22 protein-coding genes and 2 pseudogenes are annotated in these 23,026 nt (G+C 68.9%); 11 read left to right on the top strand and 13 right to left on the bottom strand.

Features of this window, described 5'->3' with window-relative positions:
* A partial coding sequence (locus AC3EO4_RS46630; RefSeq protein WP_431902437.1) for an alpha/beta hydrolase occupies nucleotides 1-801 on the bottom strand: 801 nt, incomplete at its 3' end.
* 485 nt (nucleotides 802-1,286) lie between these two features.
* Here AC3EO4_RS46630 and AC3EO4_RS46625 point away from each other — a divergent pair.
* The 4 genes and pseudogenes from AC3EO4_RS46625 to AC3EO4_RS46610 form a co-directional block, all read left to right on the top strand.
* Nucleotides 1,287-1,591, top strand: a pseudogene (locus tag AC3EO4_RS46625) (transposase); the annotation flags it as partial.
* Between the two features lie 248 nt (nucleotides 1,592-1,839).
* Nucleotides 1,840-2,781: an RNA polymerase sigma factor SigJ gene (gene sigJ, locus AC3EO4_RS46620; RefSeq protein WP_431902435.1), complete on the top strand. Its 942-nt coding sequence runs from the start codon at nucleotides 1,840-1,842 to the stop codon at nucleotides 2,779-2,781.
* Nucleotides 2,782-2,862: 81 nt separating this feature from the next.
* Nucleotides 2,863-3,804, top strand: coding sequence for an NAD-dependent epimerase/dehydratase family protein (locus AC3EO4_RS46615; protein WP_431902433.1), 942 nt, complete (start codon nucleotides 2,863-2,865; stop codon nucleotides 3,802-3,804).
* Nucleotides 3,805-4,825: 1,021 nt separating this feature from the next.
* Nucleotides 4,826-5,641, top strand: coding sequence for an SAM-dependent methyltransferase (locus tag AC3EO4_RS46610; protein ID WP_431902430.1), 816 nt, complete (start codon nucleotides 4,826-4,828; stop codon nucleotides 5,639-5,641).
* A 765-nt stretch (nucleotides 5,642-6,406) separates the two neighbouring features.
* Here AC3EO4_RS46610 and AC3EO4_RS46605 read toward each other — a convergent pair.
* Nucleotides 6,407-7,039: a hypothetical protein gene (locus AC3EO4_RS46605; RefSeq protein WP_379575582.1), complete on the bottom strand. Its 633-nt coding sequence runs from the start codon at nucleotides 7,037-7,039 to the stop codon at nucleotides 6,407-6,409.
* 135 nt (nucleotides 7,040-7,174) lie between these two features.
* Here AC3EO4_RS46605 and AC3EO4_RS46600 point away from each other — a divergent pair, with 135 nt between their 5' ends.
* Nucleotides 7,175-7,684, top strand: a complete 510-nt coding sequence (locus AC3EO4_RS46600) for a sigma-70 family RNA polymerase sigma factor (protein ID WP_431902429.1) — start codon at nucleotides 7,175-7,177, stop codon at nucleotides 7,682-7,684.
* Nucleotides 7,677-8,309, top strand: coding sequence for an anti-sigma factor family protein (locus AC3EO4_RS46595; protein WP_379575580.1), 633 nt, complete (start codon nucleotides 7,677-7,679; stop codon nucleotides 8,307-8,309). Before AC3EO4_RS46600 ends, AC3EO4_RS46595 begins: the two co-directional genes overlap by 8 nt.
* 86 nt (nucleotides 8,310-8,395) lie before the next feature.
* On the opposite strand, the gene AC3EO4_RS46590 is transcribed toward AC3EO4_RS46595, so the two are convergent.
* Together AC3EO4_RS46590 and AC3EO4_RS46585 are read right to left on the bottom strand one after the other, a co-directional pair.
* Entirely contained in the window at nucleotides 8,396-9,064 is a 669-nt protein-coding gene (locus AC3EO4_RS46590) for a response regulator (RefSeq protein WP_431902426.1), read from the bottom strand.
* 302 nt (nucleotides 9,065-9,366) lie between these two features.
* Nucleotides 9,367-10,527: a sensor histidine kinase gene (locus AC3EO4_RS46585; protein ID WP_431902424.1), complete on the bottom strand. Its 1,161-nt coding sequence runs from the start codon at nucleotides 10,525-10,527 to the stop codon at nucleotides 9,367-9,369.
* 207 nt (nucleotides 10,528-10,734) lie between these two features.
* Here AC3EO4_RS46585 and AC3EO4_RS46580 point away from each other — a divergent pair, with 207 nt between their 5' ends.
* From AC3EO4_RS46580 to AC3EO4_RS46570, 3 genes are all read left to right on the top strand, one after another.
* Complete coding sequence (locus AC3EO4_RS46580; protein WP_431902421.1) at nucleotides 10,735-11,433, top strand: hypothetical protein; 699 nt, start codon at nucleotides 10,735-10,737, stop codon at nucleotides 11,431-11,433.
* Nucleotides 11,434-12,197: 764 nt separating this feature from the next.
* Complete coding sequence (locus AC3EO4_RS46575; RefSeq protein ID WP_431902418.1) at nucleotides 12,198-12,656, top strand: cupin domain-containing protein; 459 nt, start codon at nucleotides 12,198-12,200, stop codon at nucleotides 12,654-12,656.
* Between the two features lie 628 nt (nucleotides 12,657-13,284).
* Nucleotides 13,285-13,536, top strand: coding sequence for a LysR family transcriptional regulator substrate-binding protein (locus AC3EO4_RS46570; RefSeq protein ID WP_431902416.1), 252 nt, complete (start codon nucleotides 13,285-13,287; stop codon nucleotides 13,534-13,536).
* A 124-nt stretch (nucleotides 13,537-13,660) separates the two neighbouring features.
* Here AC3EO4_RS46570 and AC3EO4_RS46565 read toward each other — a convergent pair whose 3' ends face one another.
* The 5 genes and pseudogenes from AC3EO4_RS46565 to AC3EO4_RS46545 all read right to left on the bottom strand — a co-directional run.
* Nucleotides 13,661-14,800 carry a sensor histidine kinase gene (locus tag AC3EO4_RS46565; RefSeq protein WP_431902413.1) on the bottom strand — a complete coding sequence of 380 codons (1,140 nt, stop codon included), beginning with the start codon at nucleotides 14,798-14,800 and terminating at the stop codon, nucleotides 13,661-13,663.
* Between the two features lie 10 nt (nucleotides 14,801-14,810).
* Nucleotides 14,811-15,569, bottom strand: a complete 759-nt coding sequence (locus tag AC3EO4_RS46560) for an ABC transporter permease (RefSeq protein ID WP_431902412.1) — start codon at nucleotides 15,567-15,569, stop codon at nucleotides 14,811-14,813.
* Nucleotides 15,566-16,318, bottom strand: a complete 753-nt coding sequence (locus tag AC3EO4_RS46555) for an ABC transporter permease (RefSeq protein WP_431902409.1) — start codon at nucleotides 16,316-16,318, stop codon at nucleotides 15,566-15,568. Before AC3EO4_RS46555 ends, AC3EO4_RS46560 begins: the two co-directional genes overlap by 4 nt.
* Complete coding sequence (locus AC3EO4_RS46550; RefSeq protein ID WP_431902407.1) at nucleotides 16,311-16,961, bottom strand: AAA family ATPase; 651 nt, start codon at nucleotides 16,959-16,961, stop codon at nucleotides 16,311-16,313. Before AC3EO4_RS46550 ends, AC3EO4_RS46555 begins: the two co-directional genes overlap by 8 nt.
* A gap of 73 nt (nucleotides 16,962-17,034) precedes the next feature.
* Nucleotides 17,035-17,247: pseudogene (locus tag AC3EO4_RS46545) on the bottom strand (ATP-binding cassette domain-containing protein); the annotation flags it as partial.
* A 214-nt stretch (nucleotides 17,248-17,461) separates the two neighbouring features.
* On the opposite strand from AC3EO4_RS46545, the gene AC3EO4_RS46540 reads away from it, so the two are divergent.
* Nucleotides 17,462-19,039, top strand: a complete 1,578-nt coding sequence (locus AC3EO4_RS46540) for a pentapeptide repeat-containing protein (protein WP_431902406.1) — start codon at nucleotides 17,462-17,464, stop codon at nucleotides 19,037-19,039.
* 194 nt (nucleotides 19,040-19,233) lie between these two features.
* On the opposite strand, the gene AC3EO4_RS46535 is transcribed toward AC3EO4_RS46540, so the two are convergent.
* Nucleotides 19,234-19,845 carry an isochorismatase family protein gene (locus AC3EO4_RS46535; RefSeq protein WP_431902404.1) on the bottom strand — a complete coding sequence of 204 codons (612 nt, stop codon included), beginning with the start codon at nucleotides 19,843-19,845 and terminating at the stop codon, nucleotides 19,234-19,236.
* Here AC3EO4_RS46535 and AC3EO4_RS46530 point away from each other — a divergent pair.
* The gene (locus AC3EO4_RS46530) at nucleotides 19,844-20,629 is read left to right on the top strand and encodes a LysR family transcriptional regulator (protein WP_379575705.1); all 786 of its coding nucleotides are present in this window, start codon (nucleotides 19,844-19,846) and stop codon (nucleotides 20,627-20,629) included. The genes AC3EO4_RS46535 and AC3EO4_RS46530 overlap by 2 nt on opposite strands.
* Before the next feature lie 543 nt (nucleotides 20,630-21,172).
* Here the strand turns inward: AC3EO4_RS46530 and AC3EO4_RS46525 are convergent.
* The 3 genes from AC3EO4_RS46525 to AC3EO4_RS46515 form a co-directional block, all read right to left on the bottom strand.
* Nucleotides 21,173-21,502 (bottom strand): STAS domain-containing protein, encoded by a 330-nt coding sequence (locus AC3EO4_RS46525; RefSeq protein ID WP_431902401.1) that lies wholly within the window; start codon nucleotides 21,500-21,502, stop codon nucleotides 21,173-21,175.
* Between the two features lie 340 nt (nucleotides 21,503-21,842).
* On the bottom strand, nucleotides 21,843-22,076 hold the full coding sequence (locus tag AC3EO4_RS46520) for a holin (protein WP_431902399.1): 234 nt from the start codon (nucleotides 22,074-22,076) through the stop codon (nucleotides 21,843-21,845).
* A 397-nt stretch (nucleotides 22,077-22,473) separates the two neighbouring features.
* Complete coding sequence (locus AC3EO4_RS46515; protein WP_431902397.1) at nucleotides 22,474-22,776, bottom strand: hypothetical protein; 303 nt, start codon at nucleotides 22,774-22,776, stop codon at nucleotides 22,474-22,476.
* Nucleotides 22,777-23,026: the final 250 nt, after the last annotated feature.

Genomic DNA, 23,026 nt, shown 5'->3' with positions numbered 1-23,026 from the left:
AGCGGCGTAAGCCTCGCCCTCGTCCCTGAGGACGTCGTTCTGGTCGACGATGACCAGCGCCGGCGGGAGGCCCTCGAGTTCCTCGAGGGAAGCGCGCAGCGGTGACGCAGTGATCTCTTTGCGCTGTGCTCCATCGCCCGGGATATACGCGTCCCAGAACCAGGCCATCGCCCTTGCGGTGAGGAACGGCCCGTCGGCGAACTCACGGTAGCTGTCGGTGTCTTGCGCCGCGTCGGTGACGGGGTAGTAGAGCGACTGATGCACGAACCGCACGTCACCGCGCTGCTTGGCCATGATCGCCACCGCGGCGGTCATGTTGCCGCCGACCGAGTCGCCGGCAACTGCCATGCGGCTGGCGTCGAGCCCTTCGCTGGCGCCGTTCTTGGTGATCCACTGCGCGGTCGCATACGCCTGCTCGATGGCGACGGGATAGTGCGCCTCCGGGGAGCGGTCGTATTCGACGAAGACCAGGGCCGCACGCGCGCCGTTGGCGAGTTCACGGATAAGCCGGTCGTGCGTGGCCGAGTTGCCGAGGATCCACCCGCCGCCATGGATGTAGAGGATCACCGGCAGGAGGCCGGTCGTCCCTTCAGGCTTGATGATGCGCACCCGGACATCTCCGACCTCCGCCGGAACGGTGATCCACTTGTCGTCGGCGACGGGGCGCTCGTCGATCGGAGCGGACTGAATATCGTCGAGTACCTTGCGGGCGCCCTCAGGTCCGAGTTCATAGAGGAAGGGCGGGTTCGCGGTGGCATCCGCGATCTCCTGCGCTTCCGGTTCCAGTACGTGCTTGCTCATGTCTCGAATCCTTTCGGCGAAGTGGCGGGTTCAACCGCTCATGTGGTTAAAGCCCGTACAAATCCGCTCAATCGCCGCGATGGAGCCTGCTTCGCAAGGGTGTTGGTCGGAACCGTGACGCCAGCAGCTGAATAGTTGATCACGTTATTGGGGCTGTTGTCGGGGTTGTGACTGCCGTAATGATCTGCGGCTGTGAATCGATCCTCGTTGAACCTTGGGGACCTGGTTGGGCACTGGACGCTGGTCATGCCGGGCAGGATCTGGTCGGGTCAAGCACCGCGACACGCAGCTCGGGTTCGAGCTGCTGTCGAAGTTCAGGGTTGGGCTGGCATGAGTCGTTGATCATATGGTCGTATTCGAGCCGGCTCCCCTGGCGTCGGTCCAAGGTCGCGTCCTTCCCGCCAGCGAGCTCTTAGAACTCCTAACGAAACGATTTTCGAGGTGGTTGGATCACTTCAGACTGCTGATCAGCAGGTGTGCAGGTGGTGCGGCCGAAGCCGTGGGAAGTCGATGACGAGTTGTGGGCAGTGATCGATCCGCTGTTGCCCAAGGTCGAACGCCGGGCCCGCCACCCCGGGCGCAAGCGGCATGCGGACCGGCTGGTGGTCAAGGGCATCCTGTTCGTGCTGCAGACCGGGATCGCCTGGAACACCTGCCGCAGGAACTCGGCTTCGGCTCGGGCATGACCTGCTGGCGCCGCCTGGCCGAGTGGGCCGTAGCCGGGGTGTGGCCCAGGCTGCACGAGGTCCTCCTGGCCGAACTCCGCGGTGCGAACGCCCTGGACTTCTCCCTTCGAATGAGCTCAGCTCCAGCAGCCGTTCCGCGTCAGCTCCATCCAGCCGCAGGGCCGTCTTGACCGGTTTCTTCGTGGTCGGAACCCGCTGGATGATGATGCTCTTGACGTGTTGGCTCCCGGACTCCTCGATCAGCAGGAGCCTGATCTGAGCGCGTCGACGACGTTTTCGTACGCGGATGGCCTCGATCCCCGCAAGAAGGGCCGTGACCGGCTGGAGGCACTGCGGGAGATAGGATCAGGTCATGCCTTTGACGGTGGACGACGTCGACCGGTTCGAGCTGTCGAGGCCGCGTCTGGAGGCCATCGCCTACCGTCTCCTCGGCTCCGCGGACGAGGCACAGGACGTCGTGCAGGAGACGTTCCTGCGCTGGCAGGCCGCCGACGTCGACCGCGTCGAGGTCCCCGAGGCTTGGCTGACGAAGGTACTCACCAACCTGTGCCTCAACCAGCTCGCCTCCGCGCGGGCACGCCGCGAGACCTACGTGGGCCGATGGCTTCCCGAGCCACTGCTCGCCGGGGACCCGATGCTCGGCCCGGCCGACACCGCTGAGCAGCGCGAAGCGGTCTCGTACGCGGTCCTCACCCTCATGGAGCGCCTGTCCCCCAACGAACGGGCGGTGTACGTGCTGCGGGAGGCCTTCGACTACCCGCACCGGGAGATCGCCGAAATCCTCGACATCACCGAGGCCGCCAGCCAGCAGATCTTTCACCGGGCTAAGAAGCATGTCGCGTACGGCAAAGCCCGCACCGAAATCGACGAGGCCGCCGCCAAGCGGATCGTCGAGGAGTTCCTCGCGGCCGCCACCAGTGGCCAGACCGATGAGCTCGTACGCCTGCTCACCAAGGACGCCATCTCCATCGGTGACGGCGGTGGGAAGGTTCCGGCACGCACCAAGGCGTTCGAGGGAGCCGTCGCGGTCGCGAAGTTCGTGTGGGGCATGTTCAAGCCCGCCGAGGCCAAGCGCGTCATCGTCGGCGGCTCGCCCGAGATATACGCCTGGACCGCCAATGGCGAACCCGCCGTTGTGGCCGTCGTGGAAGACCGGGTCGTCGCCATCATGTGCCTCGAGGTCACCGCCGAGGGCATCACTGCCTGCCGTACCCAGGCAAACCCCGACAAGCTCGAACGCGCGACCGAGCAATGGGCGGCGGCCGACCATGGGGAGCCCCTGCTCGTGATGTGACGTGTATCACCTATGGCTCCTGTCAGGAAACGGCGGGCTATCCGGTTCAAATGACGAATCCGAACCGGACAGGAGCTGACGATGAGAGTGCTGGTTGCAGGAGCGACTGGAGCGATGGGCAAGCAACTGGTGCCCCGTCTGGTCGATGCGGGACACGAGGTGTTCGCCATGATCCGCAGCGAGTCGGACAAGGCCAGGGCATCACAGCTGGGCGCGGTACCGGTCATCGCCGATGCGCTGGATCGCGCCCAGGTCGAGGCGGCCGTGCGCCAGGCCGCGCCGGAGGTGATCGTTCACCAGCTGACCGCGATCGGGCACATCGACACCCGCCATTTCGAACGCAGCTTCGCCGCCACCGACCGGCTGCGGATCGAGGGCACCGACAACCTGCTCGCGGCCGCACGCGCCGCAGGAGTACGACGGTTCGTCGCCCAGAGCAACGGCGCGTTCACCTACACCCGGACCGGCGGGCCGGTCAAGACCGAACAAGACCCCCTGGATCGCTCACCGGTCAGCCAGATGGCCTCGATGATCGCCGCGATCGAGCACTTGGAGAAGGCCGTGCTGGGCGCCGCCTGGACCGAAGGGATCGTGCTGCGCTACGGCGCGTTCTACGGACCCGGCACCTCCATGGCGCCAGGCTCCGAGCAGTTCGAGATGATCCGCAAACGCAAGTTCCCGGTCGTCGGCGACGGCGGTGGGGTGTGGTCGTTCGTCCACATCGCCGACGCCGCCGAGGCCACGGTCGCAGCCGTGGAGAACGGCGACCGCGGTGTCTACAACATCGTCGATGACGACCCCGCCCCGGTCGCCGAATGGCTGCCGGAACTGGCGGCGATGCTGGGCGCCAAGAAGCCGATGCGCGTACCGCGGTTCATCGGACGGCTGGCCGCCGGACAGGCCGGCGTCGTGCTCATGACCGAACTGCGCGGCGCATCCAACGCCAAGGCCAAGCGCGAACTGGGCTGGCACCCGGCACATCCCACCTGGCGCCAAGGCCTCCAGGTGTCACAACCGCGGTGATCGGTGCGCCGAGCCGGTCGCCGAGGGCGGCCGTGGAAGCGCGATCTCCTCGTCCGGCGCGGAGCAGACTTCGCGTCGGCCGAGGATGCCGTGCAGGAAGCCCCTGATCCGGGCGCTGGACACCCGGCCGGACGATCCGCCGCGCGATCCGAAGGCATGGCTCGTCGCGGCCCAGGGCCGACAGCGCTTACCGCACCAAGGTCATCGAGAGCGCCGCCGCCCTCGGCATCGATGTCGAAGTCGTCCGCCGCGATCCCGCCACCAGGGGTTTGCCGCCCTGCCCAGCCGCTGGGGCGTCGAGCGCACCCGCGGCTGGCTGATGTTCCACCGCCGTCTTGCCCGCGACTACGAAGCCCTGCCGGCCCGCTCCGAGTCATGATCCACGTCGCCATGATCGACCTCATGAGCCGCCACCTCACGGGCGAATCGACCCCGACGTGGCGAGGCGCCTGAACGCCGAGCAGATAGAAGCTGCGGGATCGAACACCCACAAGGCGGCGCTGTGACTCGAACTCGCGCACCTGGACGGGCTCGCGCCCGATCGGAGTCGGGAGGTCGGCCTTCATGGCGCGAGCGCGGTCGAGACGGAACTTCATTCCGAAGAGGCTCTACTCGCGCATTCTCGCGGGCCAGTGCCGTGATCAAAGCGCACCCTGCAGAATTCGGCCCTGCGGCCGTCGGATGAGAAGTAAGATCCTTTTGTGTATCGGCGTGCCGGTTGGTGACCCTCCGTTTCATGCTGGATTGGTTTCGGTACCCCGCCGTGACGTGCCCTGACGGAGCATGTCGGGGCGGACGAGCGCGGATGGAGCACAGCTGACCCGGTGCGGAATCACAGCGAGACCGCTGGGCCTCGGCAGCGGCCAGATGTCCACACCCCTCTGTTTTCGGGTGCGGCCGGATTGCTGGTTGCAGATCTTGAGTGCGCCTACGCTGGCCTGTTCGCCTCGCCGGGCCCCAAGAATGGTCAGCCCGGTAGCTGCGTTGTACGGTCGGAAACCCTCCATCTTCAAGGATTGACATGAGCGACGAGAGCTCTGCCGCGCAGGCGGCATGGGAGCGCGTGGACACGACCATCCCGCACTCCGCCCGGGTGTGGGACTTCCTGCTGGGTGGAAAGGATCACTACGCCGTTGATCGCGAGGTCGGCGAGACCCTGCTGCGGCTGTTCCCCGACTTCGCGATGGTTGCCCGGCTCCAGCGTGAATTCCTCATGCGCGCTGTGCAGTACCTGGTGAGCGAGGCGGGAGTGCGACAGTTCCTGGACATCGGCACCGGTTTGCCCACAGCCAACAACACCCATGAGGTCGCCCAGCGCATCGCACCCGAGACCCGCGTCGTGTACGTGGACAACGACCCCATTGTCCTGGTGCATGCTCGCGCGCTACTCACCAGCGCGGAGCCCGGCGTCACCGACTACATCGATGCCGACGTCCGCTACCCCGACGTGATCCTCAACGGAGCTGCCAAGACTCTCGACTTCACCCGACCCGTCGCCGTGATGATGCTCAGCATCGCCGGCCAGATCACCGATGACGACAACCCCGCGGCCATCATCGACCAGCTGCTGGAACGCCTGCCGTCGGGCAGCTATCTCGCGCTGAGCGACGGCACCAACACCAACCCGGCGCTGGTCCGGGCTGTAGCCAGCTACAACCGCACCGCGGCCAACACCTACCAACTACGCAGCCCAGCACAGATCGCGGCGTTTTTCACCGGCCTCGACCTGGTGGACCCAGGCGTAGTGCCGACGCCGCAATGGCGGCCCGACCCTGACCGCTGGGACGAGCCGACGAATGTCGTGAGCGCCGTCTGCGGCATAGCCCGTAAGCCGTGACAGTCCAGCGAAGAGGCCCAGTGGCCGATAGCCGGCCCCTGCCGATCGAACCCTGCGCCTGAACTCGACCAATACGGTCGACCCGTGGTTTGGCGGCCGTGCTGATCATCGACGGCTGCCACCGCCTGCGCAAGCCGCCGTCCTGCCACCGGCTGAGGAGGAGCTCGCCTGCCGGCGACAGAGGGCACGGCTACCTCAGGTAGCACCCGGCCCAGTCGGCGAGGTGGCCTTTGCGGCATAGACGCCCCAGTGGCCAACGGCGTCGGGCCGGTCGAGGAGCAGGTAGACGCCGGGTACTTTCCAGTCGTTGGGGAGCCGGTTGGCGTATTCACGGTCGAAACGGTGTAGGTGCCTGCTGGGCCGCCCAGGCACCGGTCGGATGGACCAGATCGCCCGGCGGACCGTCATCGCCGAGCGACACTCCATCACCTACAACGTGGTCACGAACGAGTTCGCCACGTTCGGAACCCCGGTGGATCGAGGTTGACGCGGATGTCGACGACGTCGAGCTCGCCGTTCCGCTGAAACGTGGCGTTCTTCAACCCCGACCGGGCTCGATCCGCTAATGAGGGCGCCGACCAGTGTGCCGACGATCATGGGCTCCCCGACCACCTGGAGGTACCCCAGCGCAGCCCGGAAGCGGGATGTCCGGACATCGACCGAGGTCCCGCGCCCCGGGGACTTCCGTCCCCGCAGGCGCGGGCCTACACGCCATCCGGTGTGGCCGGTGTCACCTCGTGGCCGGCCGGTCCGGTGGCGAGCCGGTCAGGCGGCCGCGCCGCTGATGTGGAACGGCAGCACGGCGACGTTCGACGCCACGCCCAGCTCCCGCAGGTCACGGGCGTCGACCCGGCCGTCGCCCGTGACGTCCTTGACCACGTCAGGGGCGTCGTCGAGCACGCCGTTGCCGTCGAGGTCCTTCACAACCGCGACGGTTACCACGCTGTCGACGTCCTTGCCGAACAGCGCCTTGCCGACCAGCCAGGAGTCCCAGATCCTGGCCCCGCTCTGGTCCCGCTGGGCCACCCCTGTGACGTTGAACAGGTTCGCCAGGTTGGTACCAGGCCCGGAGAAGCCCGTCGTGGTGGAAAGCAGGACGACCACGCCGGGCAGCTTGTCGTCCTTGCCAGGCCCGAACGTGCCGGTGCCGCCCTGGGGACCGGTGACCTGCGGCCCGCTCCACCCCGCCGCCTTGAGGCCGTCGCGGTAGTGGATGGACAGCTCCATCGTCCAGGCCGCTCCCTCCACCCCGGTCGACGCGTCGGCCCTCGGCGACTGGATCCGCACGTGGGCGCGCTGCTCGGACCCTGACGCCGTGCCCGCCAGCGCGGGAACCGCTGACACCGCGGTCACCGAGAGTGCCGCCCCGAGCGCCGCCGCCCGAACACCTCTACGCATGTCGTCTCCTCCGTCGGTTGCTGATGTCGCTGATATCAGGAGGGGGTACGGTGCCACCGCGCGTCGCGTTCACGTGAAACGGATGAACGCCGCAGCGATCCGTTCCGTATGCCCCAGGGAACGAGAGGAGGACAGGTGCGGCTGGATGACGAGGCCACGTTGCGGGCGGTCTATGACGATCACGGAGGCGAGCTGTTCGCCTTCGCCAGGCGGTCGCTCGGCGACACAGGGCTGGCCGAGGACGCGGTGCAGGAGACCTTCGTCCGCGCCTGGCGTACCGCGGCCCGCTACGACCACCGGCAGTCGTCCCCGCGCACCTGGCTCTTCGCGATCTGCAGGAATGTGGTGATCGACCTCATGCGGGCGCGGTCCGTGCGGCCGCAGCCCTCGGCCGAGCAGGGGGAGGATCTGCCGGCGGGCAACGATCTGGAGGGGCTGCTGCTCGGCATGCAGGTCGAGGAGGCGCTGCGGCGCCTGTCGCCGGAGCAGCGGCACATCCTGGTGGAGGTCCATCTGCGTGACCGGGCGCCCGCCGAGGTCGCCGCCGAACTGCGGATTCCTCCAGGTACGGTGCGAAGCAGGGTGTTCTACGCGCTCAAGGCGCTCCGCCTGGTCATGGAGGAGATGGGGTGGGACGGTGATTAGCTGCCGTGACTATCAGCCCCTTCTTGGGATGTACGCGCTCGGCCGCCTGCCGGAGAGCGAGACCGCCGCGCTGCTCGCACACGCCGACGGCTGCCCCGGCTGCCGGGCCGAGCTGGACGGGTTGCGCGCGGTGGCCGGCGCGCTCGGCCACGCCGACCCCGACCGCGTGTCCCTGCCGCCCGCGCCGCCGCCCTGGCTGCGCGAGAGCGTGCTGACCGCCGTCGGCGCCCGGCACGCGCGCAGGCGCCTGCGCAGGCTGGCCTGGGCCGGAGGCCTGGCGGCGGCCGCGATCGCGGGCGTGGCGCTGCTTGCCGGGCTGTCCGGCACGGACAGGCCGATGGTGACGTACGGATCGGGCGGCATGCGGGTCTCCGCCCAGCTGGACGCCCGCCAGTGGGGCACGGCCGTGGACCTGTCGGTCAGCGGCCTGACCACCGGCCAGCGCTACCTCGTCTGGCTGGAGCACCGCGACGGCAGCCGGATCCCTGCGGGGAGCTTCACCGCGAGGGGCATGGGCCTGACCATGGAGCTGTCGGCGGCCGTGCAGGGTGACGAGGCGGTCGCGCTCGGCCTGAGCACCGTACCCGGCGGCCCGGCCGTGCTCCGCGCACCGATCAGTCGTTGACGGCCCGCGCCCGATGGGATGCGGGCCGTCCTCGCGTGGTCAAGGCGGCGCGACCATGACTCGCCCACGGTGGAGGCGCGGGCCGATCAACCGGTCCCAGGGCGGACGAGCCCGCTCTCGTAGGCGAAGACGACCGCTTGGACACGGGTGGTCACGTTCAGCTTCATCAGGATCCGGGACAGGTGCGTTTTGACGGTCGCCTCGCCCAGGTAGAGCCGGGCGGCGATCTGGGTGTTCGTCAGTCCCTGCGCCAGCAGCTTCAGCACGTCGGTCTCCCTGCCGGTGAGCGACTCCAGCTCGGCCGCCCGGCTCGTCACACGGGTCGGGTCCGGCTGCCCGGCGAACGCCGCGATCACCCGGAGGGTGACCGCCGGGTCCAGCAGGCCGCCGCCGGCCGCGACCGTCCGCACCGCCTCGATCAGATCCTCGGGCGGGGCCACCTTCAGCAGGAAGCCGCTGACACCGGCGCGCAGTGCGGCCGCGACGTGCTCGTCCTCGTCGAACGTGGTCAGCACGATGACCTTGCTTTGCGGGTGCTCCCGTACGAGCTGCCGCGATGCCTCCAAGCCGTCCATGCGCGGCATGCGTACGTCGATCAGCACGACGTCGGGGCGGGTACGCGCGACGAGGCCGAGAGCCTCGACGCCGTCGGACGCCTCGCCGACGACCTCGATGTCCGGCTCGCCGCTGAGCACCATCCGCAGGCCTACCCGGATCATCGCCTCGTCGTCGACGAGCGCCACCGAGATGGTCATCGGTGACTCCCGAGGAGCTCCCGTGCTTCAGACCTGAAGCGGAATCGGGAGCACGGGAGGGCCTTCAAGAACCGAGCAGTGCTGTTCCGCATGACGGCAACCCCTCTCTTGGCGTGGTTCAGCTGTTCGGATGGGCTGGTGATGACCAGGCCGGCCGGCCCGGGCCTACCGCCGGGCCGACGGGAGGTGAAGCCTGTCGAGGCCACGTAGGACGGGTGTGCGGTGGCAGTCGCCTGTCAAGCAGGAAGATCCGACCCGCGAGAACGGGAATCCCCGGATTCATCCGTGTCGCATCATTATTCCTACCGTGTTCGGGGGAGCGGGAATCGGGCCCGGACGGCGAAGCCACCGTCCGGTTCGGGCGCGGCATGCAGGCTGCCGTGCACCATCGCCAGCCGTTCGCGCATGCCGACCAGCCCGTGGCCGCCGCGCTTCGCGGGTGCTCCAGCCGATTCGCGCGCCACCGGTCCCGGTTCGTTGCACACCTCCAGGGTCAGCGCCTGCTCGGTGTACCCGATGACGACCGCGGTCGGAGCCGCCCCGGCGTGCCGCAGCACGTTCGTCAGCGCTTCCTGCAGCACGCGATAGGCGGTGAGGTCCAGTACCGGCGGCAGCCGCGGCAGGTCGGCCGGGGAGTCCAGGTGTACCACCAGACCGGCGGCGCGGACGTCGGAGATCAGCTCGTCGACCCGGGCCAGCGACGGTACGGGCGTCGGCCGCTCGCCGTCGACACGCTCGCGCAGGATGCCGACCAGGCCGCGCATCTCCTCCACCGTCTGCCGCCCGAGCCGCTCCAGCCCGGCCACGATCTCCTGCTCGGCGGGGCGGTTGGCGAGCAGTCGGCGCAAGCCGCCCAGTTGCAGGGTCATCACGCTGACCGAGTGCGCGACGGCGTCGTGCACCTCCCGCGCGATGCGCGTGCGCTCCTGCGCGACCGCGGTTTGGGCGTTCGCCTCCCGTTCGGCGTCGAGCGCCGCGGCCAGTTCGGCCAGCTTCACCGCCCGTTCGCCGCTGCGCTGCGCGAGCAGCCCCATGTACCAACCCGGCAGCAGGATCGCCGGCACGAAGAACAGCTCCCACAACGACTCGCCGCCGAGGACCGACGTGCCCGCGAAGGACACAGCCGCGACGCACAGCGCGACGGCCGAACGCCGCGGCGGCTCCCGCCATCCGGCCCAGGCGACCGCCCCGATGAGACCGATCATCGCCGCGCCGCCGGCACCCGGCGCGTCGAACGCCACCACGCCGACAGGGAAGCAGGCGGCCGCGACGACCGCACCGACGAGCGGGTACCAGGTCGCCACCACCACGCCGACGCCCAAGACGATCCCCGAGACCGAGATGGCCGCGGAACTGGCGCCGAAGAAGTCGTCGAGGTTCGTCTCCAGGACGGACAGAATGCCGATCAGCGGTCCGAACACCAGCGGGACGAGGCGGGGGTCCTTCAGCCTGGTCATCGTCATGGCCACCGATGGTAACCATGCCCGGTGCCCGCCGAGTCCGCCAAATGGCGGACCGCCGCCGCGTACCGGGTCCCTCGAACGGTTGACCCACGGGAGAGCCGGTCCGTCGAAGCGTGGAGCGATCACGGTACGCAACGGCTGACGCGCCGCCCGGTGTCCCGGCGGGAGAGTTCTTTCGCCAACGACACGCAACCCCGGAGGTACGACATGACCGCCCCTGCCCACACCGCGACGGCCACCACGGACGTGGTCCCCGAAACCGCCGATCAAGCCGGCCGGTTCCTGCGTCGCGTCGGCGGCTGCGCCCTGATCGCCGGCCCCCTGCTCATGTTCGCCGGCATGATGACCTGCCCGCCGCAGAGCTCCGACTCGACGGTCGACTACGTCACCTCGCTTGCCCGCGACAGTGTCCTGACGGAGCTGTCGGCGATCCTCCTGCACTATGGCCTGATCGTCGGCGCGCTGGGCGCGATGGTCGTGCCTGGGCTCATACGCGGTCGAAAGGGGCGGTGGCTGACCATGTTCGGTGCGCTGGCCGCCGCGCTCGGGCTGCTGAACGTCTCCGGCGCCGTGCGCGACGACTGGTGGCGGATGGTCATCGGCCAGCAGCTCCCGATGGACATCGCAGGGCGGATCTCGGACACCGTGGACTGGTCGGCGTTCATGCCCCTGTGGAGCGGCACCGAGATGTTCGCCTTCGTGGGCCTGCTGGCGCTGAGCGCCGGGCTCGCCCGCGCCGGTGTCGCCGGCTGGTGGCAGACCGCCGTCTATCTAGGCGCTTTCGTCGCGATGATGTTCATCCCGATCCACCTGACGTACGTGGTGGGCGGCGTGTTCAGCATGCTGTTCCTCCCGCTCGCGGTGGCCGGCGTGCGCACGTTCCAGCGCGAGCGTGCCGCGGCGTGATCCCGGCGGCGCTGTCGCCGCCGAAGCGCCGGCCGACCGGTGGGGGTGGCGCCGCCGCTCCCGCCCTCACCTTGGAGACCCTCGCGCCGGCGTGGCCGGGCCCCATCGCGCACCGGCCGGACGTCGAGGACGGCGGCCGGTACGGAGCCCGCGGGCGCCTGTACGCCAGGGATGGCCGACCTCGTCGGGAAAGGCGAGCTCACCCGCCTGCTACTCCGCGCCCAGACAGGCGGGCGTGACTGGGCGCCGCTGTTCTCTCAGACGCCGAGCCGGGCGAGGCGTCCGCTCTCGGGCCGCAGCGGACGGGGGTTGCCGGCGTGGGGGAGCCAAGGATGACCGTCAGCGTCCAGCGGCACGTCGACGACAGCGTCGCAGGCGGGGCAGGTGCGGCGGGCCTCGCCGGAGGTCGTGGTGGTTCAGCTGGGGGAGCCGCTGGAAGGGGTATCCACGCGCGCGAGCTCGGCGGTCAATGCCTGCTGTAGCGCGATCCAGACCTTCGAGCCGCACGGGCGGCGCAGGATCTTCGGCCTGCTCGATCGGCATGGTCGGCATCATCCAGCCGGTCAGCTGGCCCGCGTTCGATCTTGTACAGGGCCCCTGGCGGGTGGATCCGGCCCTGACTGCCGGCCATGGACACGTCGAGCGTGGGGGAGCGGATGGCCACTTCCAGCACACCCTTGACTAACCGGACCGTAGTCCGATAACTTCGCGGCATATTCGGACCAGGGTCCGGTTGAGCCGGATCTCGCAGCAGGAGATGAAGCATGCGCAAGACATTGCCTTTCGCCATGATGGCCGGCGCGCTGGCCGTCATGGCGGGCGGAACGGCCGTTTCGCTCGCCGAATCACGCCCCACACAGGCCGCGGACCAGGTCATCTACCACCATCACAAGGAGAAAGGTTCCCCCTGTGAAGGATTGGAGGGATGCACCTTCGTCCAGCTGAAGGGCGACCCGAAGACCGGCCCTTCGGAGGCGATGTTCACCCTCAAGGCCGGTACCCCCTTCTCCCCTCACTGGCACACCAGCCCAGAACGCGTCGTGGGGGTCTCGGGTGTCATGCTGTGGCACGTGGAAGGGCGCAAGACCTACCGGGTCGGCGCAGGTGATTACCTCTACTACCCGTCGAAGGCGACGCATTGGGGCAAGTGCGCCCCGGGTGCCGACTGCGTCTATTACGTGTACGACTCCCAGCCCTACGACTTCCACCCTGCCGGACGCTGAAGCGGCGTTGTGTCGGTCGGACGCCTGGCCCCTCATGAGGACACCTCGGCCGGAACCCCGCCAGCGACACTGCCGGCGACCCGGTCTCAGCCTGCGTCATGTTCCCCTACATGTCGCCATCCGTCCATTGAGCTTTGGCGGCATGTCGACAAGATGGTCGCGTGAGGCCGGATCGAGGCCTCGGACTGGGTGAAGTCGTGGATGAATGCCAGATGGACGACCTCGTCACGGCCCGGTCGCCCCGGGCGCGCAGGGCGTTCAAGTCGCCGCGGAGCACCTCGGCTCCGCGGCGGAGCGCAGCTGAGGAACGGCGGTGCGTCCGGTGCGATGTGGGACAGCGGCGAGGACTCGGGGGCCCTGGCCGTATTAGGGTGCCGTACCAGGCGTTCAGGCAGATGGCATCGGTGACCGAGGTGTCGGCGTCCTCGATGCCCGGCTGGAGGGCGGGATCGTCCTGGGTGAGCGCGGCCAGCGCCGCCATGTGCGCGCCGGCTGAGCTGCCCGCGACGAACAGTGTCGACGGGGACCATGGCCGACCTCGCGGGCGAACCCGTCGTCACCACCCCGGCCGGGGATATGGCAGCGCACGCTGGCCGAGCAGCTGTTTTCCGAGGCCGGGCTGGAGCTGGTGGTCGCCTGCGAGATCGACGAGGCCACCACGGCCATCGAGATGGTCAGCGCCGGGCTCGGTGTAGGGTTCGGGCCCGCATGGTATCTCCGCTCGCCGCTGGCGGCATCGCGGGCGCCGTTTTCTCCCGTACGGCTGGCCGCTCCCAGCGCCGAGCGGGTACTGCGGCTGTTCTGGCGGGAGGGGGCCTACGTGTCCGAGGCGGCCCGCCGCTTCCGCGACCACCTGACTGCCTCACTGATGGCGACTTAGGGATTGCAGACGATCAACCCGCGTGGGCGGCGTGCGTGCGCAGGTCACCTCGCCCGTACCTCCAGGCCGGACTCCAGACGAAGCAGAGCGGTGAGTGCGGCCCGGATCTTGTGCATGTCCTCGGTCAGGAGGTGGGTACCTCCATCATCAGCCGGAACCCACCCTGGGACGTGCGCCCGGCCTCCACCGCACCCCCCACCTGCGCGGCCCGCTCCACCAGTCCGACCAGCCCGCCACCAACAGATTGGGCACCAACAGGCCCGTCGCCGACCGGCTCGGTAGCGGCTTTTGCGTCATTAGGTGGGAGGCCGTCGTTGACGATCTTCAGTTGGGTGCGTCCCGCGCGGTTCGAGGTGGTGATCGAACAGGTGGTGGCGCGGCTGTGCCGCAGGATGTTCGTGACGCCCTCGCGCACGGCCCAGGCGAGGGCCTCGTCCGGCTCGCGGGACGGGGGGATCTCGGCGAGGTTGACCTGGCAGCTGATTCCGGACGATTCCAGCAGCGCCGCGGCCCGGTGCACCTCACCGGCGAACGACATCCGCCGGTAGCCGCGAGCCACCTGACGCACCTCCTGCGCGGCCTCCCTCGCCACCTGGACCAGCGTGCCGATCTCGGTTTTCGCGGCGGGGAGATCGCGGTCCATGAGCCGGGTGGCCAGGTCGCCCTTCAACGCGATCGCGGTGATGCTGTGGCCCAGTCCGTCGTGCAGGTCGCGGGAGATCCGCAAGCGCTCCTTCAGCACCGCCGCCTCCGCCAGGTCGGCCCGCGCCTGTTCCAATTCGGCGGTGACCCGGGCCAGTCGCACGACGACGTAGATCATGGCGCCGGTGATGAGGATGGTAAGGGCGTAGAAGTACGAGCCGGTCACGTTGTGGAAGATGCTTTGTAGCCACCAGAACTCCACCGCCATCATCGTCATCACCAGGACGCCGCCCCAGCGCAGCGGGAGCAGCAGGAGCATCGGCCCGGCCAGCAGCGGCGCGGTTCCGGCCGACCAGCCTGTGAACCCGAGGGCCTCCGGCAGGTAGGTGGCGAGCACCTGCACCGCCAGTGTCGCGGGGAGCCACCGGGACCGGGTGCCAGTGAGAGCCTGCCGTACATGAAGAAGATGCGGCCAGTAGAAAGCGGTCAGCGCCACGAGCCGCCCGGCGTTGACCGAGGTGGAGGCGGTCGTGAGGGAAGCCACGAGGGGGATGATCGTGTAGCCGACCGAGACCAGGACGATCAGCGCGATCCCGAGCCGCCGCGCGAGGATGGAGTTCATGATCGGCCCATTACGACTTCCTGGGCTCCCAGCGGAACCACCTCCTGATCGAGAACAGCGCGACCGCCGCCCACACCGCCAGAACCAGAGTCGGCACAGCTGCCGCCGCTAGGTCGGAGCCGAGTGTTCCAGCCCCGTAGGCGGGGCGGACCGCGTCCACCACCGCGGTGGTGGGCAGGGCGGCGAGGAGTGGGTGCAGCCAGGAAGGCAGCAGGTTCATGATCGGGCCCATCGCCCCTGCGGCGAATCCCGCCAGGAAGAAAAGCGGCATCGTCATGGCAGCCGCGAGTTCCCCGCGTGGGATCGCAGCCGTCCACGCCACCCCCAGCGTCGCCAGCACCGCCGAACCCGCGACCGCGAACACCGCGAACAGCACCGGACTCCTCGGCAGCGGCAGATCGGCCAGGAGGTGTACGGCCACGGCCGACACGATCATCAGGGCGACCGTCTGCGTGACGGTGATTGCGACCTCGCCAAGGAGAATCTGCCGGTCGGTGAGCAGGGTGGTGCGCAGCCGTTTGAGCAGGAGCTGGTCGCGTCGCATGGTCAGGGCGACGGTGATGTTCAGGAACGCGGTCCCCGACAGGATGAGCGCGAGCGTCCCCACGAACATCTGCGCCGCGGCCGTGGTGCCGTCGGCCTGAACGTTGCGCATCAGCGTCGGCATCCCGATCGCCAGCCCCAACGGGGTGATCACGGAGGCGAGCAGCATGCCCTTGTCGCGCCAGAACAGCCGAGCGCTCAGCTTGTAGGTGGCCGTGAGGCTCATCGGCGTGGGTCCCATCGGAAGCGGAAGCGAATGGTGACCAGAGCGAGGAGGGCCCACAAGGTCAGGTTCAGGACGGGCGCGGTCAGTGTCGTGAGCTCGCCGCCCCGGTAGGCGAGTCCGGCGATCTCGACCATCGCTCCGGTCGGCAGCAGGTCGAGTGTCCACTGGACCCAGCCGGGCAGGAGTCCGGTGACGAACGGCCCATATCCTCCGGCTCCGACCACGCTGGCCAGCATGAACGGGATCGTGGCGGGGGCGTTGAGATCGGGGCGGCGGGTCACGATCGAGAAGACGACCCCGATCAGCGCCAGTACCCCGGCCACCGCGACGACGCACGCCGCGAACAGCACCGGCAGCTTGGGTGGCGGGAGGTAGGTGCAGATGTAGAGGATCACCGAGACGAGGGCCGACAGGAGAGTGGCCTGCGTAACGATGTTGACCAGCTCGCCACCGATGATGGCCCGCCCGCGCAGGCCCGAGGCGCGTAGCCGCTTGAGAACCAGCAGCTCCCGCCTGGTCGACAGCGCCACGGCCGTCTGGGTGGTCGCGACGATGGTCAGGACCATGGCGAGCATGCCGAGATGCATGCCGAGCACCACTTCCATGTCGCGGCTTCGGAGTGAGGCGGCGATCAGCAGCGGCAGGCCCGCGCCCAGGAAGACGCTGAGCAGCGCGATGCCACCGACGGCCCGTCCGTCGCCCCAGAACAGCCGCCCGCCCAGCCGCGCCACGGCCAACACCTCACGCACGGGCGTCACCACTCCGGCCAGGGCGGTCGCTTCCGGCAGATACATCGTTTTGGGGAATTTCGTAGCTTTGGGCCAGTTCCAGAAACAGGTCTTCCAGTGACGCCGTCCGGGCCTCCAGGCGGCGTAGGCGCAGGCCGCGTTCGCTCGCCCAGCTCAGCAGCGTCTGGGCGGCCAGGTCGGGGTCAGCGGCCTGGACGACGGCGAGGCTGCCCCGCACGGTCGCGGGCAGCGGCAGCTCTCCGGGACGGATCACGGACGGCAGCTCGAATGAGACCCGCCCCACCCGCGCGGCCAGCGTCTCGGCCATGTCACCGCCGATGACGATCTCACCCCTGTCCATGATGGCCAGTTTCGTCGCCAACTGCTGGGCCTCCTCCAGGTAGTGGGTGGTCAGCAGCACGGTCGTGCCTCGTGCGGCGAGGTCGCGGACGACCTGCCAGATGTTGCGGCGGGCCTCGGGGTCCATGCCGGTTGTCGGCTCGTCCAGGAACAGCACGTCGGGTCGGCCCAGCAGGGCCAGTGCCAGGTCCAGGCGGCGCTTCTCGCCGCCGGACAGCTGCCGCACCTTCGTCTTCTCCTTCGCCGTCAGGCCCGCCAACTCCAGCGCCTCGCTCGCGGGGCGCGCGGCGGGGGGTGAAGTCACGCCAGATCTCGACCGTGTGACCGGCTGTCAGCTCGGGGAAGAATCCGGCCTCCTGCAGCATGATGCCGACGTTGCCACGCACCTGGGCGCGGTCCCTGATCGGGTCGAGGCACAGCACCCTGACCGTACCGGTGTCCGGTTTCTGGAACCCTGTGAGCAGCTCGATCGTCGTGGTCTTGCCCGCGCCGTTGCGGCCGAGCAGGGCGAAGACCGTTCCCGCCTCAACCTCGAACGAAATGTCGTTGACCGCCTGGAATCTGCCGTAGCTCTTGCCGAGGTGGTTCACCTGTATGGCTGGCACGCCTTGATTCTTCGCCAGGGGCGGCGGCGGAGACAGTGAGGAATTCACGACTTCGCGAGCAGGCCGAGTAGGCGACCGGTCTCCGCACGCGGGTTCTCGAAATAGTGCCCGGGCACCACGCCACGGGCCATGGCCGGCTTCTCCTGTGCGTTGGAGCTGGATCAACCGGACTGCAAGTCGGCGATTCTACGCTGCCGCCATGCGTCTGGCCGCCTCGCTCGCCCTGTTATCCCTGGCCCTCACCGGCCTGGTGTCCACCAGCTCCCTGACCGGCACCGCCCATGCCGCCACCTGCTCGCGCGGCAGCGGCCCCGACCTGTCGGGCCGCGACCTCACCCGCGCTACCCTCCCTCCGGATCTGAGCTGCGCGAACCTGCGCGGCGCGAAGCTGGCCGGCGTGCGTCTGCCGCACAACCTCTACCAGGCCGACCTGCGCGGCGCCGACCTCACCGAGGCGGACCTGTCCGGCGTCGACGCCCGCTCCGCGCTCTTCACCAAGGCGCAGTTGCAGGATGCCAAGCTGTACGGCGCACGCCTGGAGGGCGCCGACTTCCGCGAGGCTGAGATGGACCGGGCCACCCTCCACTCCGCCCAGCTCGACGGCGCCCGCCTGAACGGGGCGAGCCTGGTCTCCGCCACCCTCTACGGCATGGACGCGAGGAAGGCGGATTTCAGCAAGGCCAAGCTGGGTCAGGCCATCATGTACGACAGTCTGCTCATCGACACGGTCATGCGCGGCGCCGACCTGAGCGAGGTCATGCTCTACAGCTCCACGATGAATGGGACGGTCTTCGACGGTGCCGTGCTGACCCACTCCCGGCTGGACGGCTCCGACCTGACCCGCGCCACCTTCACTGGGGCCAACATCAGCCGGGTGGACCTGCGCCGCTCGCGTGGGATCAACCTGGCTGGGAGCAAAGGCATGCCCGCCGACCTGCCGGAACCGGCCGAGGACTGCGCGCCGGGCAGCGGCCCCGACTTCTCCGGGCAGGACTTCACTCAGGTCACCGCCTTCCCCGACGACCTGAGCTGCGCCGACCTTACCGGCGCCCGGCTGGACGGCGTCGACCTGTCCTCGGTCAAGCTGCGCAAGACGGTCCTGCGGCGCGTCTCGGCCAACGGCGCCTCGCTGCGCTATCTGAGCCGCGCCGACCTGACCGGAGCTCAGCTCAGCGGCGCCCAGTTCACCAGCGGAAAGCTGGACGGCGCGCGGCTGGTCGACGCCAACCTCACTGATGCCCGCTTCACCAGCGCGGACGCGCGCAATGCCGACTTCCGCGGCGCCACGCTGATCCGTGCGGACTTCCAGAGCGCGATGCTCTCTGGAGCCCGCTTCGCCGGGGCCGACGTCACCGACCTCGATCTCGGTCACGGCGACACCGGCGCCGACCTGTCCGGCTCGCACGCTACCCTCGCGCTCGGGTGGAAGATCTTCTGGGGGATCCTCGCCGGGCTGCTGCTCCTGATCGCCTACGGCATCGCGACAGGCTCGGCCAAGCGCCGCCGCGCTCGCCATGAGCGTGAGGCCCGTGCTGCCGCCCGGCTGGCTGAGATCAGGTCCGAGTTGACTGAGGAGGTGACACGCTTCGGCGAGGAGATCGACGCGGCGGACGACCGCACGCGGGAGGCGAGCGCCACGGATTGGCACCGCGTCCTGGACGCCTACGAGCAGGCCAGGGAGCAGGTGGAAAAGGCGACCGTGATCGGGGACCTCAACCAGGCGCGCGACACGCTGGCCCGGGGGCGCAAGGCGCTGAAGCGGATCATGGACAAATAACGCTTCCCGCCACTGTCCACCTGGGCAAGGCGGTGCCCGAAGTGATGGGGCCGCCCGTGGATCTGGCGCCGGACTGGGGGTCAAGCCTTCGTACCGGCTCAGGGGGCGGTGGGGGTCGCCCAATCCGCTGCTCGCGCTCCGAGCGCGTGCTCGACCGAGTGCGAGGCTCCGGCCGAGTACGCGCCCGAGGTGGATCAGCGCTGTGCCTCAAGCTCGGCGTGAACGCCCAGGACGGCTTGACCGGCCGGGCCGGCCCAGTTGTCGGCGAGCTCTGCCAGCAGCGGACGGGTGGTGTTGAGCACGGCGCCGGAGCGTTCCATGCGGCGCAGCGCCATCTCGTCGCTGACCGGGCTGAGCGACCCGGAGGCATCTACGACGACCTGGACGTCGTAGCCGTCGGCGAGCGCGCTGAGGACCGGGTAGACCACGCACACGTCGGTGGTCACACCGGCGACGATCAGACGTCGGCGACCGGTGTTCTTGACGGCGGCGGCGAAGGTGGGGTCGGCCATCGCGTTGACCACTCCTGTGCGCTGGATCCGCGCGAAGTACTCCGCGGGCATGATCTGCTCGAGGTCGGGGATCAGCGGCCCCTGAACCTGGTCCTCCATGCTGGTGGTCAGCACGGTCGGCATGCCCAGCGCCTTGACCGTCTTGGCCAGGCGGACGGTGTTGGCCCGCAGTTCGTCGTGATCGGCCGAGCCGACCCAGCCGATCGTCCCCACCTGGTGATCGATCAGCAGCACAGCGGCGTCGTCCGGGGTGAAGGGCACGTAAGTCAGGCGCTCGCACGTCACCCAGACCATCCAGAAGCTGGAACGGCGAATCGGCGCCCCGCTGTTCGAACGGACCAGCCGCCGGGTAGCCCTCGCTTCGATCGGTCGAAGGCTGTACGACGACCTCGCGCCGGCGCACGCGCAGATCCAGGTCGGGCTGGACCGGGCCATCGCGGCGGCCAGAGGGATCAGCGGCCTGCTGCACCTCGGGTTCGCCGGAGCCGCAGCCGGCCAGGTGGCGCTGGAAGCCGTCACCGCGTTCCGCGGGCGCCATCCCGACTGCCAGGTCCGGCTGCACGAACTGCACATGTCCGACTTCCTACAGCGGCTGCGCACCGAGGAGGTGGACGTGGCGATTGTCTGCTTTCCTGTCAGGGAACCCGATCTGACCACTGGCCCGGTCCTGTTCACCGAGCAGCGCATGCTGGCGGTCAACGCCGGACACCCCTTCAGCGGTCGCGCCTCGGTGAGCCTGGAGGACCTGGCCCGCGGCGTCCTCCTGCAGCCGCCCACCTCCCTGCCCGCCTACTGGCGTCTGGACCGGGCGCCGCAGACCACCCCTTCAGGAAAGCCCATCCGCCAGGGCCAGGCCACGGAAACAGTCCAGGAAGCACTCGCTCTGGTCGGGGCGGGCGCCGGAATGCTCGTCGTGGGCGCGCAGGCCGTCCGCTACTACGCCCGTCCCGATGTCGTCTACGTGCCCTTTGACGACGCTCCGCCGTTCGAATGGGGGCTGGTCTGGCGTACCACCGGCGCTACCACCCGGGTCAGCGCCTTCGCCCAAGCCGCCGTCCACGAAAAGACCGCGCTATGAACGCCGATTCCAACGGGCCGCTCTCGACTGGCGGTGGGTGTGCCGTGCTCGTCCGGTGACGCTGGAAGACATGCTTGCCTACTGCTCGACTCAGGACGTGAGCGCCCCCTGCTGGCCGGGGGCGCTCGAAGGTCCGGCGGTGCCCCCGCAGCTTCCCCCCGACGAGGGCACCACTAAGTCCAGAATATGACGATTTGTCCAGTTCGCTATGTATGCGACGTGGTGCTCCCCGGATGGCCACGAGATCGAGCCGATCAGCCTCAACGGACGCCGGCGGTTGCGCATCTCAAGGCGCGCTCCCACTGGCGCCCTCTTCTTCGTGGCCTACGTCTGGACGGTCGAAGAGGTCGCGCGCTACGTCGAGCTGGACGACCTCGTCGAGGTCCTCCAGATCGGGGCAAAGCGCCGTTCACGCAAACGATCACCGGCTCCCGGTAAACCGGGGCGTCATGGAGGACCGCGAGATCCCGCGCGGGCTGACCTGATCGCTGAGGAGCGGACGCGGTTCACCCCAGAAGACCGCTGGTCGAGTCGGGGCCGCGGTCAGCGCGGCACCTGCACGGGATCGATGGTGAATGCCTTGTAGAGCTGGGTGACGTCCAGCACCCGCTGGAGCACACCATGGACGTGGCAAAGGCGCAGTCTGCATCCCGCTTGCAGGGCAGCACGCTGTACGTGCAACAGCGCACGCAGCCCCTCGGAGCCGCAGAACGTCAGCGCCGCAACATCTATCTCGACGAAGCGGGGCCGATTCGACAAGGCCGTCTCCATGGCGTCCAGCAGCGTCGAGGTCGTGTTCACATCAAGTTCGCCGGCCACATGCACCACCGAATAGCCATCATGGAAGTGCACATCGGCCGTGAGGATGGTCATGGATGACCTCCTCCTTCTGTTCGAGGGGAGACGTGTGTCGCCCGCACGTCTCATGGCCGACACGTGATCGTGCCGACCCCCAACGCATCGCCGTGGACGCCCGTATGGCGGGCGATGCGTTCGGCTGATCCATGACCTCGATTCCGGGTCACTTCGACCCTGTGGGCGCCCTCCGACAAACCGGGGCCTAATCGAGTGACGAAGCGACGGGATGCCGCTCAGCAGGCGGCTGAACGAGAGGTTCGTTCCCCACTCGTCGATCCTTAACCCGTTTGTGCGTATTTATCCCATGCGCGGCAAAAGACCACTCCATCCACCCCTTGCGAGGATGAGCGAGGCGTCATCGTGTTCTTGCCCGAAGGCACCGCCATCTCGTGCTCGTCGTGAATCCTGCGGTCGTCGGGTCGCCGCCGGAGCCGGCCACGGTGGACATGAGCAGGCTGACCACGGCCGCGCCGGCGGCCACGCTGCCCACCGTGGCCCACGCCACGTCGAACAGGCCGACGCCCTCTCCGCCGATGATGCCCAGGGCCGCGATCGCGGCCGCCCGGACGCCGCGCTCGGCGGCGTCCATCCAGAACGGGCTTGCATGTTGATCTCCTCGTGTGCGGTGGGGGACGAGGAAGTCGCCGGCCACGAAGAGGACTCACTGTCACGTACGGGCTGGTCACGTTGTTGCGCCGTGCGGACCAGGTAGAGGTGGACCAGAGGGTCGATCAAGGCGTGACGTCGAGGCACACGAACGCCTCTTCCACAGCCGTCGCCGATAGGCAGATCGGCCAGGTGCCGTTGGTGGCCGTGCAAGCTGGATCGGCAGGCGCGGAGCCGGTTGCGCAGGGCGGCGGACCTTTCGTGGAGGGTCCAAGCGGAACCCCCACGAAACCTCACAAGATCAAGCGCTGTCGGCTATGGCTCGACGCTCCCGTCCCACATCGGCCCGACGAGGACGGAGCAGCGCCCGCCGCCTTCTTTCACTCTTCGCTGTCGTAGGCGCGCAGCTCGCGGCGCGCCTGATGACGGCTGCGCCGACGCTCCTCCCGCCGGAAGGAGTACCACTCCCGATTCCCACCCCTCGTGCCGCAACCGAACACGTAGAAGGCGGGGGCACCCCAGTGGCAGCCGCCCTTGCGGTAGCCCAGGGACGCGCTCTCCGCGGTGATCTCGTCCGGCAACGTGCACGGCCCGAACCGATGATCATGCACGGGCAGACAGGTCACCATCGGCCGGTCGGCCATCCGCACCCACCAGGGCCGGGTCTTGTCGGTCTTGCTCATACGGTCACCTTTCGGCTCCGTGACGCCCCAGGATGGGGCCGTCATGGGACCGGGTGCATCGTGATCACCTCCGATTCCGCGCACGACATGCCAGGGCCGAAAGCGACATCGCCGCTCAGAACCCGCCTCCGACGTTACCGCGAGCCGCAGCAGCGCGCGCGTGACGAGACCGCTCTGTCAGCCCCCGCCGGACCTTGCACGGCACGCAACCGAAAGCGCGGCGGTCACATCCGCCGGAGCCGGCTTGGTG

It is taken from the genome of Nonomuraea sp. bgisy101, from assembly GCF_057708945.1.
The sequence above is the reverse complement of the archived record's forward strand: the minus strand, read 5'-3'. Positions and strand labels throughout refer to the sequence as shown.

Excerpts from the sequence above, each read along its gene's own strand:
- AC3EO4_RS46520 (WP_431902399.1), bottom strand. The coding sequence starts at position 22,076 with ATGGACGCCGCCGAGCGCGGCGTCCGGGCGGCCGCGATCGCGGCCCTG.
- AC3EO4_RS46515 (WP_431902397.1), bottom strand. The coding sequence starts at position 22,776 with ATGAGCAAGACCGACAAGACCCGGCCCTGGTGGGTGCGGATGGCCGAC.
- AC3EO4_RS46525 (WP_431902401.1), bottom strand. The coding sequence starts at position 21,502 with ATGACCATCCTCACGGCCGATGTGCACTTCCATGATGGCTATTCGGTG.
- AC3EO4_RS46615 (WP_431902433.1), top strand. The coding sequence starts at position 2,863 with ATGAGAGTGCTGGTTGCAGGAGCGACTGGAGCGATGGGCAAGCAACTG.
- AC3EO4_RS46560 (WP_431902412.1), bottom strand. The coding sequence starts at position 15,569 with ATGAGCCTCACGGCCACCTACAAGCTGAGCGCTCGGCTGTTCTGGCGC.
- AC3EO4_RS46605 (WP_379575582.1), bottom strand. The coding sequence starts at position 7,039 with ATGCGTAGAGGTGTTCGGGCGGCGGCGCTCGGGGCGGCACTCTCGGTG.
- AC3EO4_RS46540 (WP_431902406.1), top strand. The coding sequence starts at position 17,462 with ATGCGTCTGGCCGCCTCGCTCGCCCTGTTATCCCTGGCCCTCACCGGC.
- AC3EO4_RS46585 (WP_431902424.1), bottom strand. The coding sequence starts at position 10,527 with ATGACGATGACCAGGCTGAAGGACCCCCGCCTCGTCCCGCTGGTGTTC.
- AC3EO4_RS46575 (WP_431902418.1), top strand. The coding sequence starts at position 12,198 with ATGCGCAAGACATTGCCTTTCGCCATGATGGCCGGCGCGCTGGCCGTC.
- AC3EO4_RS46565 (WP_431902413.1), bottom strand. The coding sequence starts at position 14,800 with ATGAACTCCATCCTCGCGCGGCGGCTCGGGATCGCGCTGATCGTCCTG.
- sigJ (WP_431902435.1), top strand. The coding sequence starts at position 1,840 with ATGCCTTTGACGGTGGACGACGTCGACCGGTTCGAGCTGTCGAGGCCG.
- AC3EO4_RS46580 (WP_431902421.1), top strand. The coding sequence starts at position 10,735 with ATGACCGCCCCTGCCCACACCGCGACGGCCACCACGGACGTGGTCCCC.
- AC3EO4_RS46535 (WP_431902404.1), bottom strand. The coding sequence starts at position 19,845 with ATGGTCTGGGTGACGTGCGAGCGCCTGACTTACGTGCCCTTCACCCCG.
- AC3EO4_RS46590 (WP_431902426.1), bottom strand. The coding sequence starts at position 9,064 with ATGACCATCTCGGTGGCGCTCGTCGACGACGAGGCGATGATCCGGGTA.
- AC3EO4_RS46610 (WP_431902430.1), top strand. The coding sequence starts at position 4,826 with ATGAGCGACGAGAGCTCTGCCGCGCAGGCGGCATGGGAGCGCGTGGAC.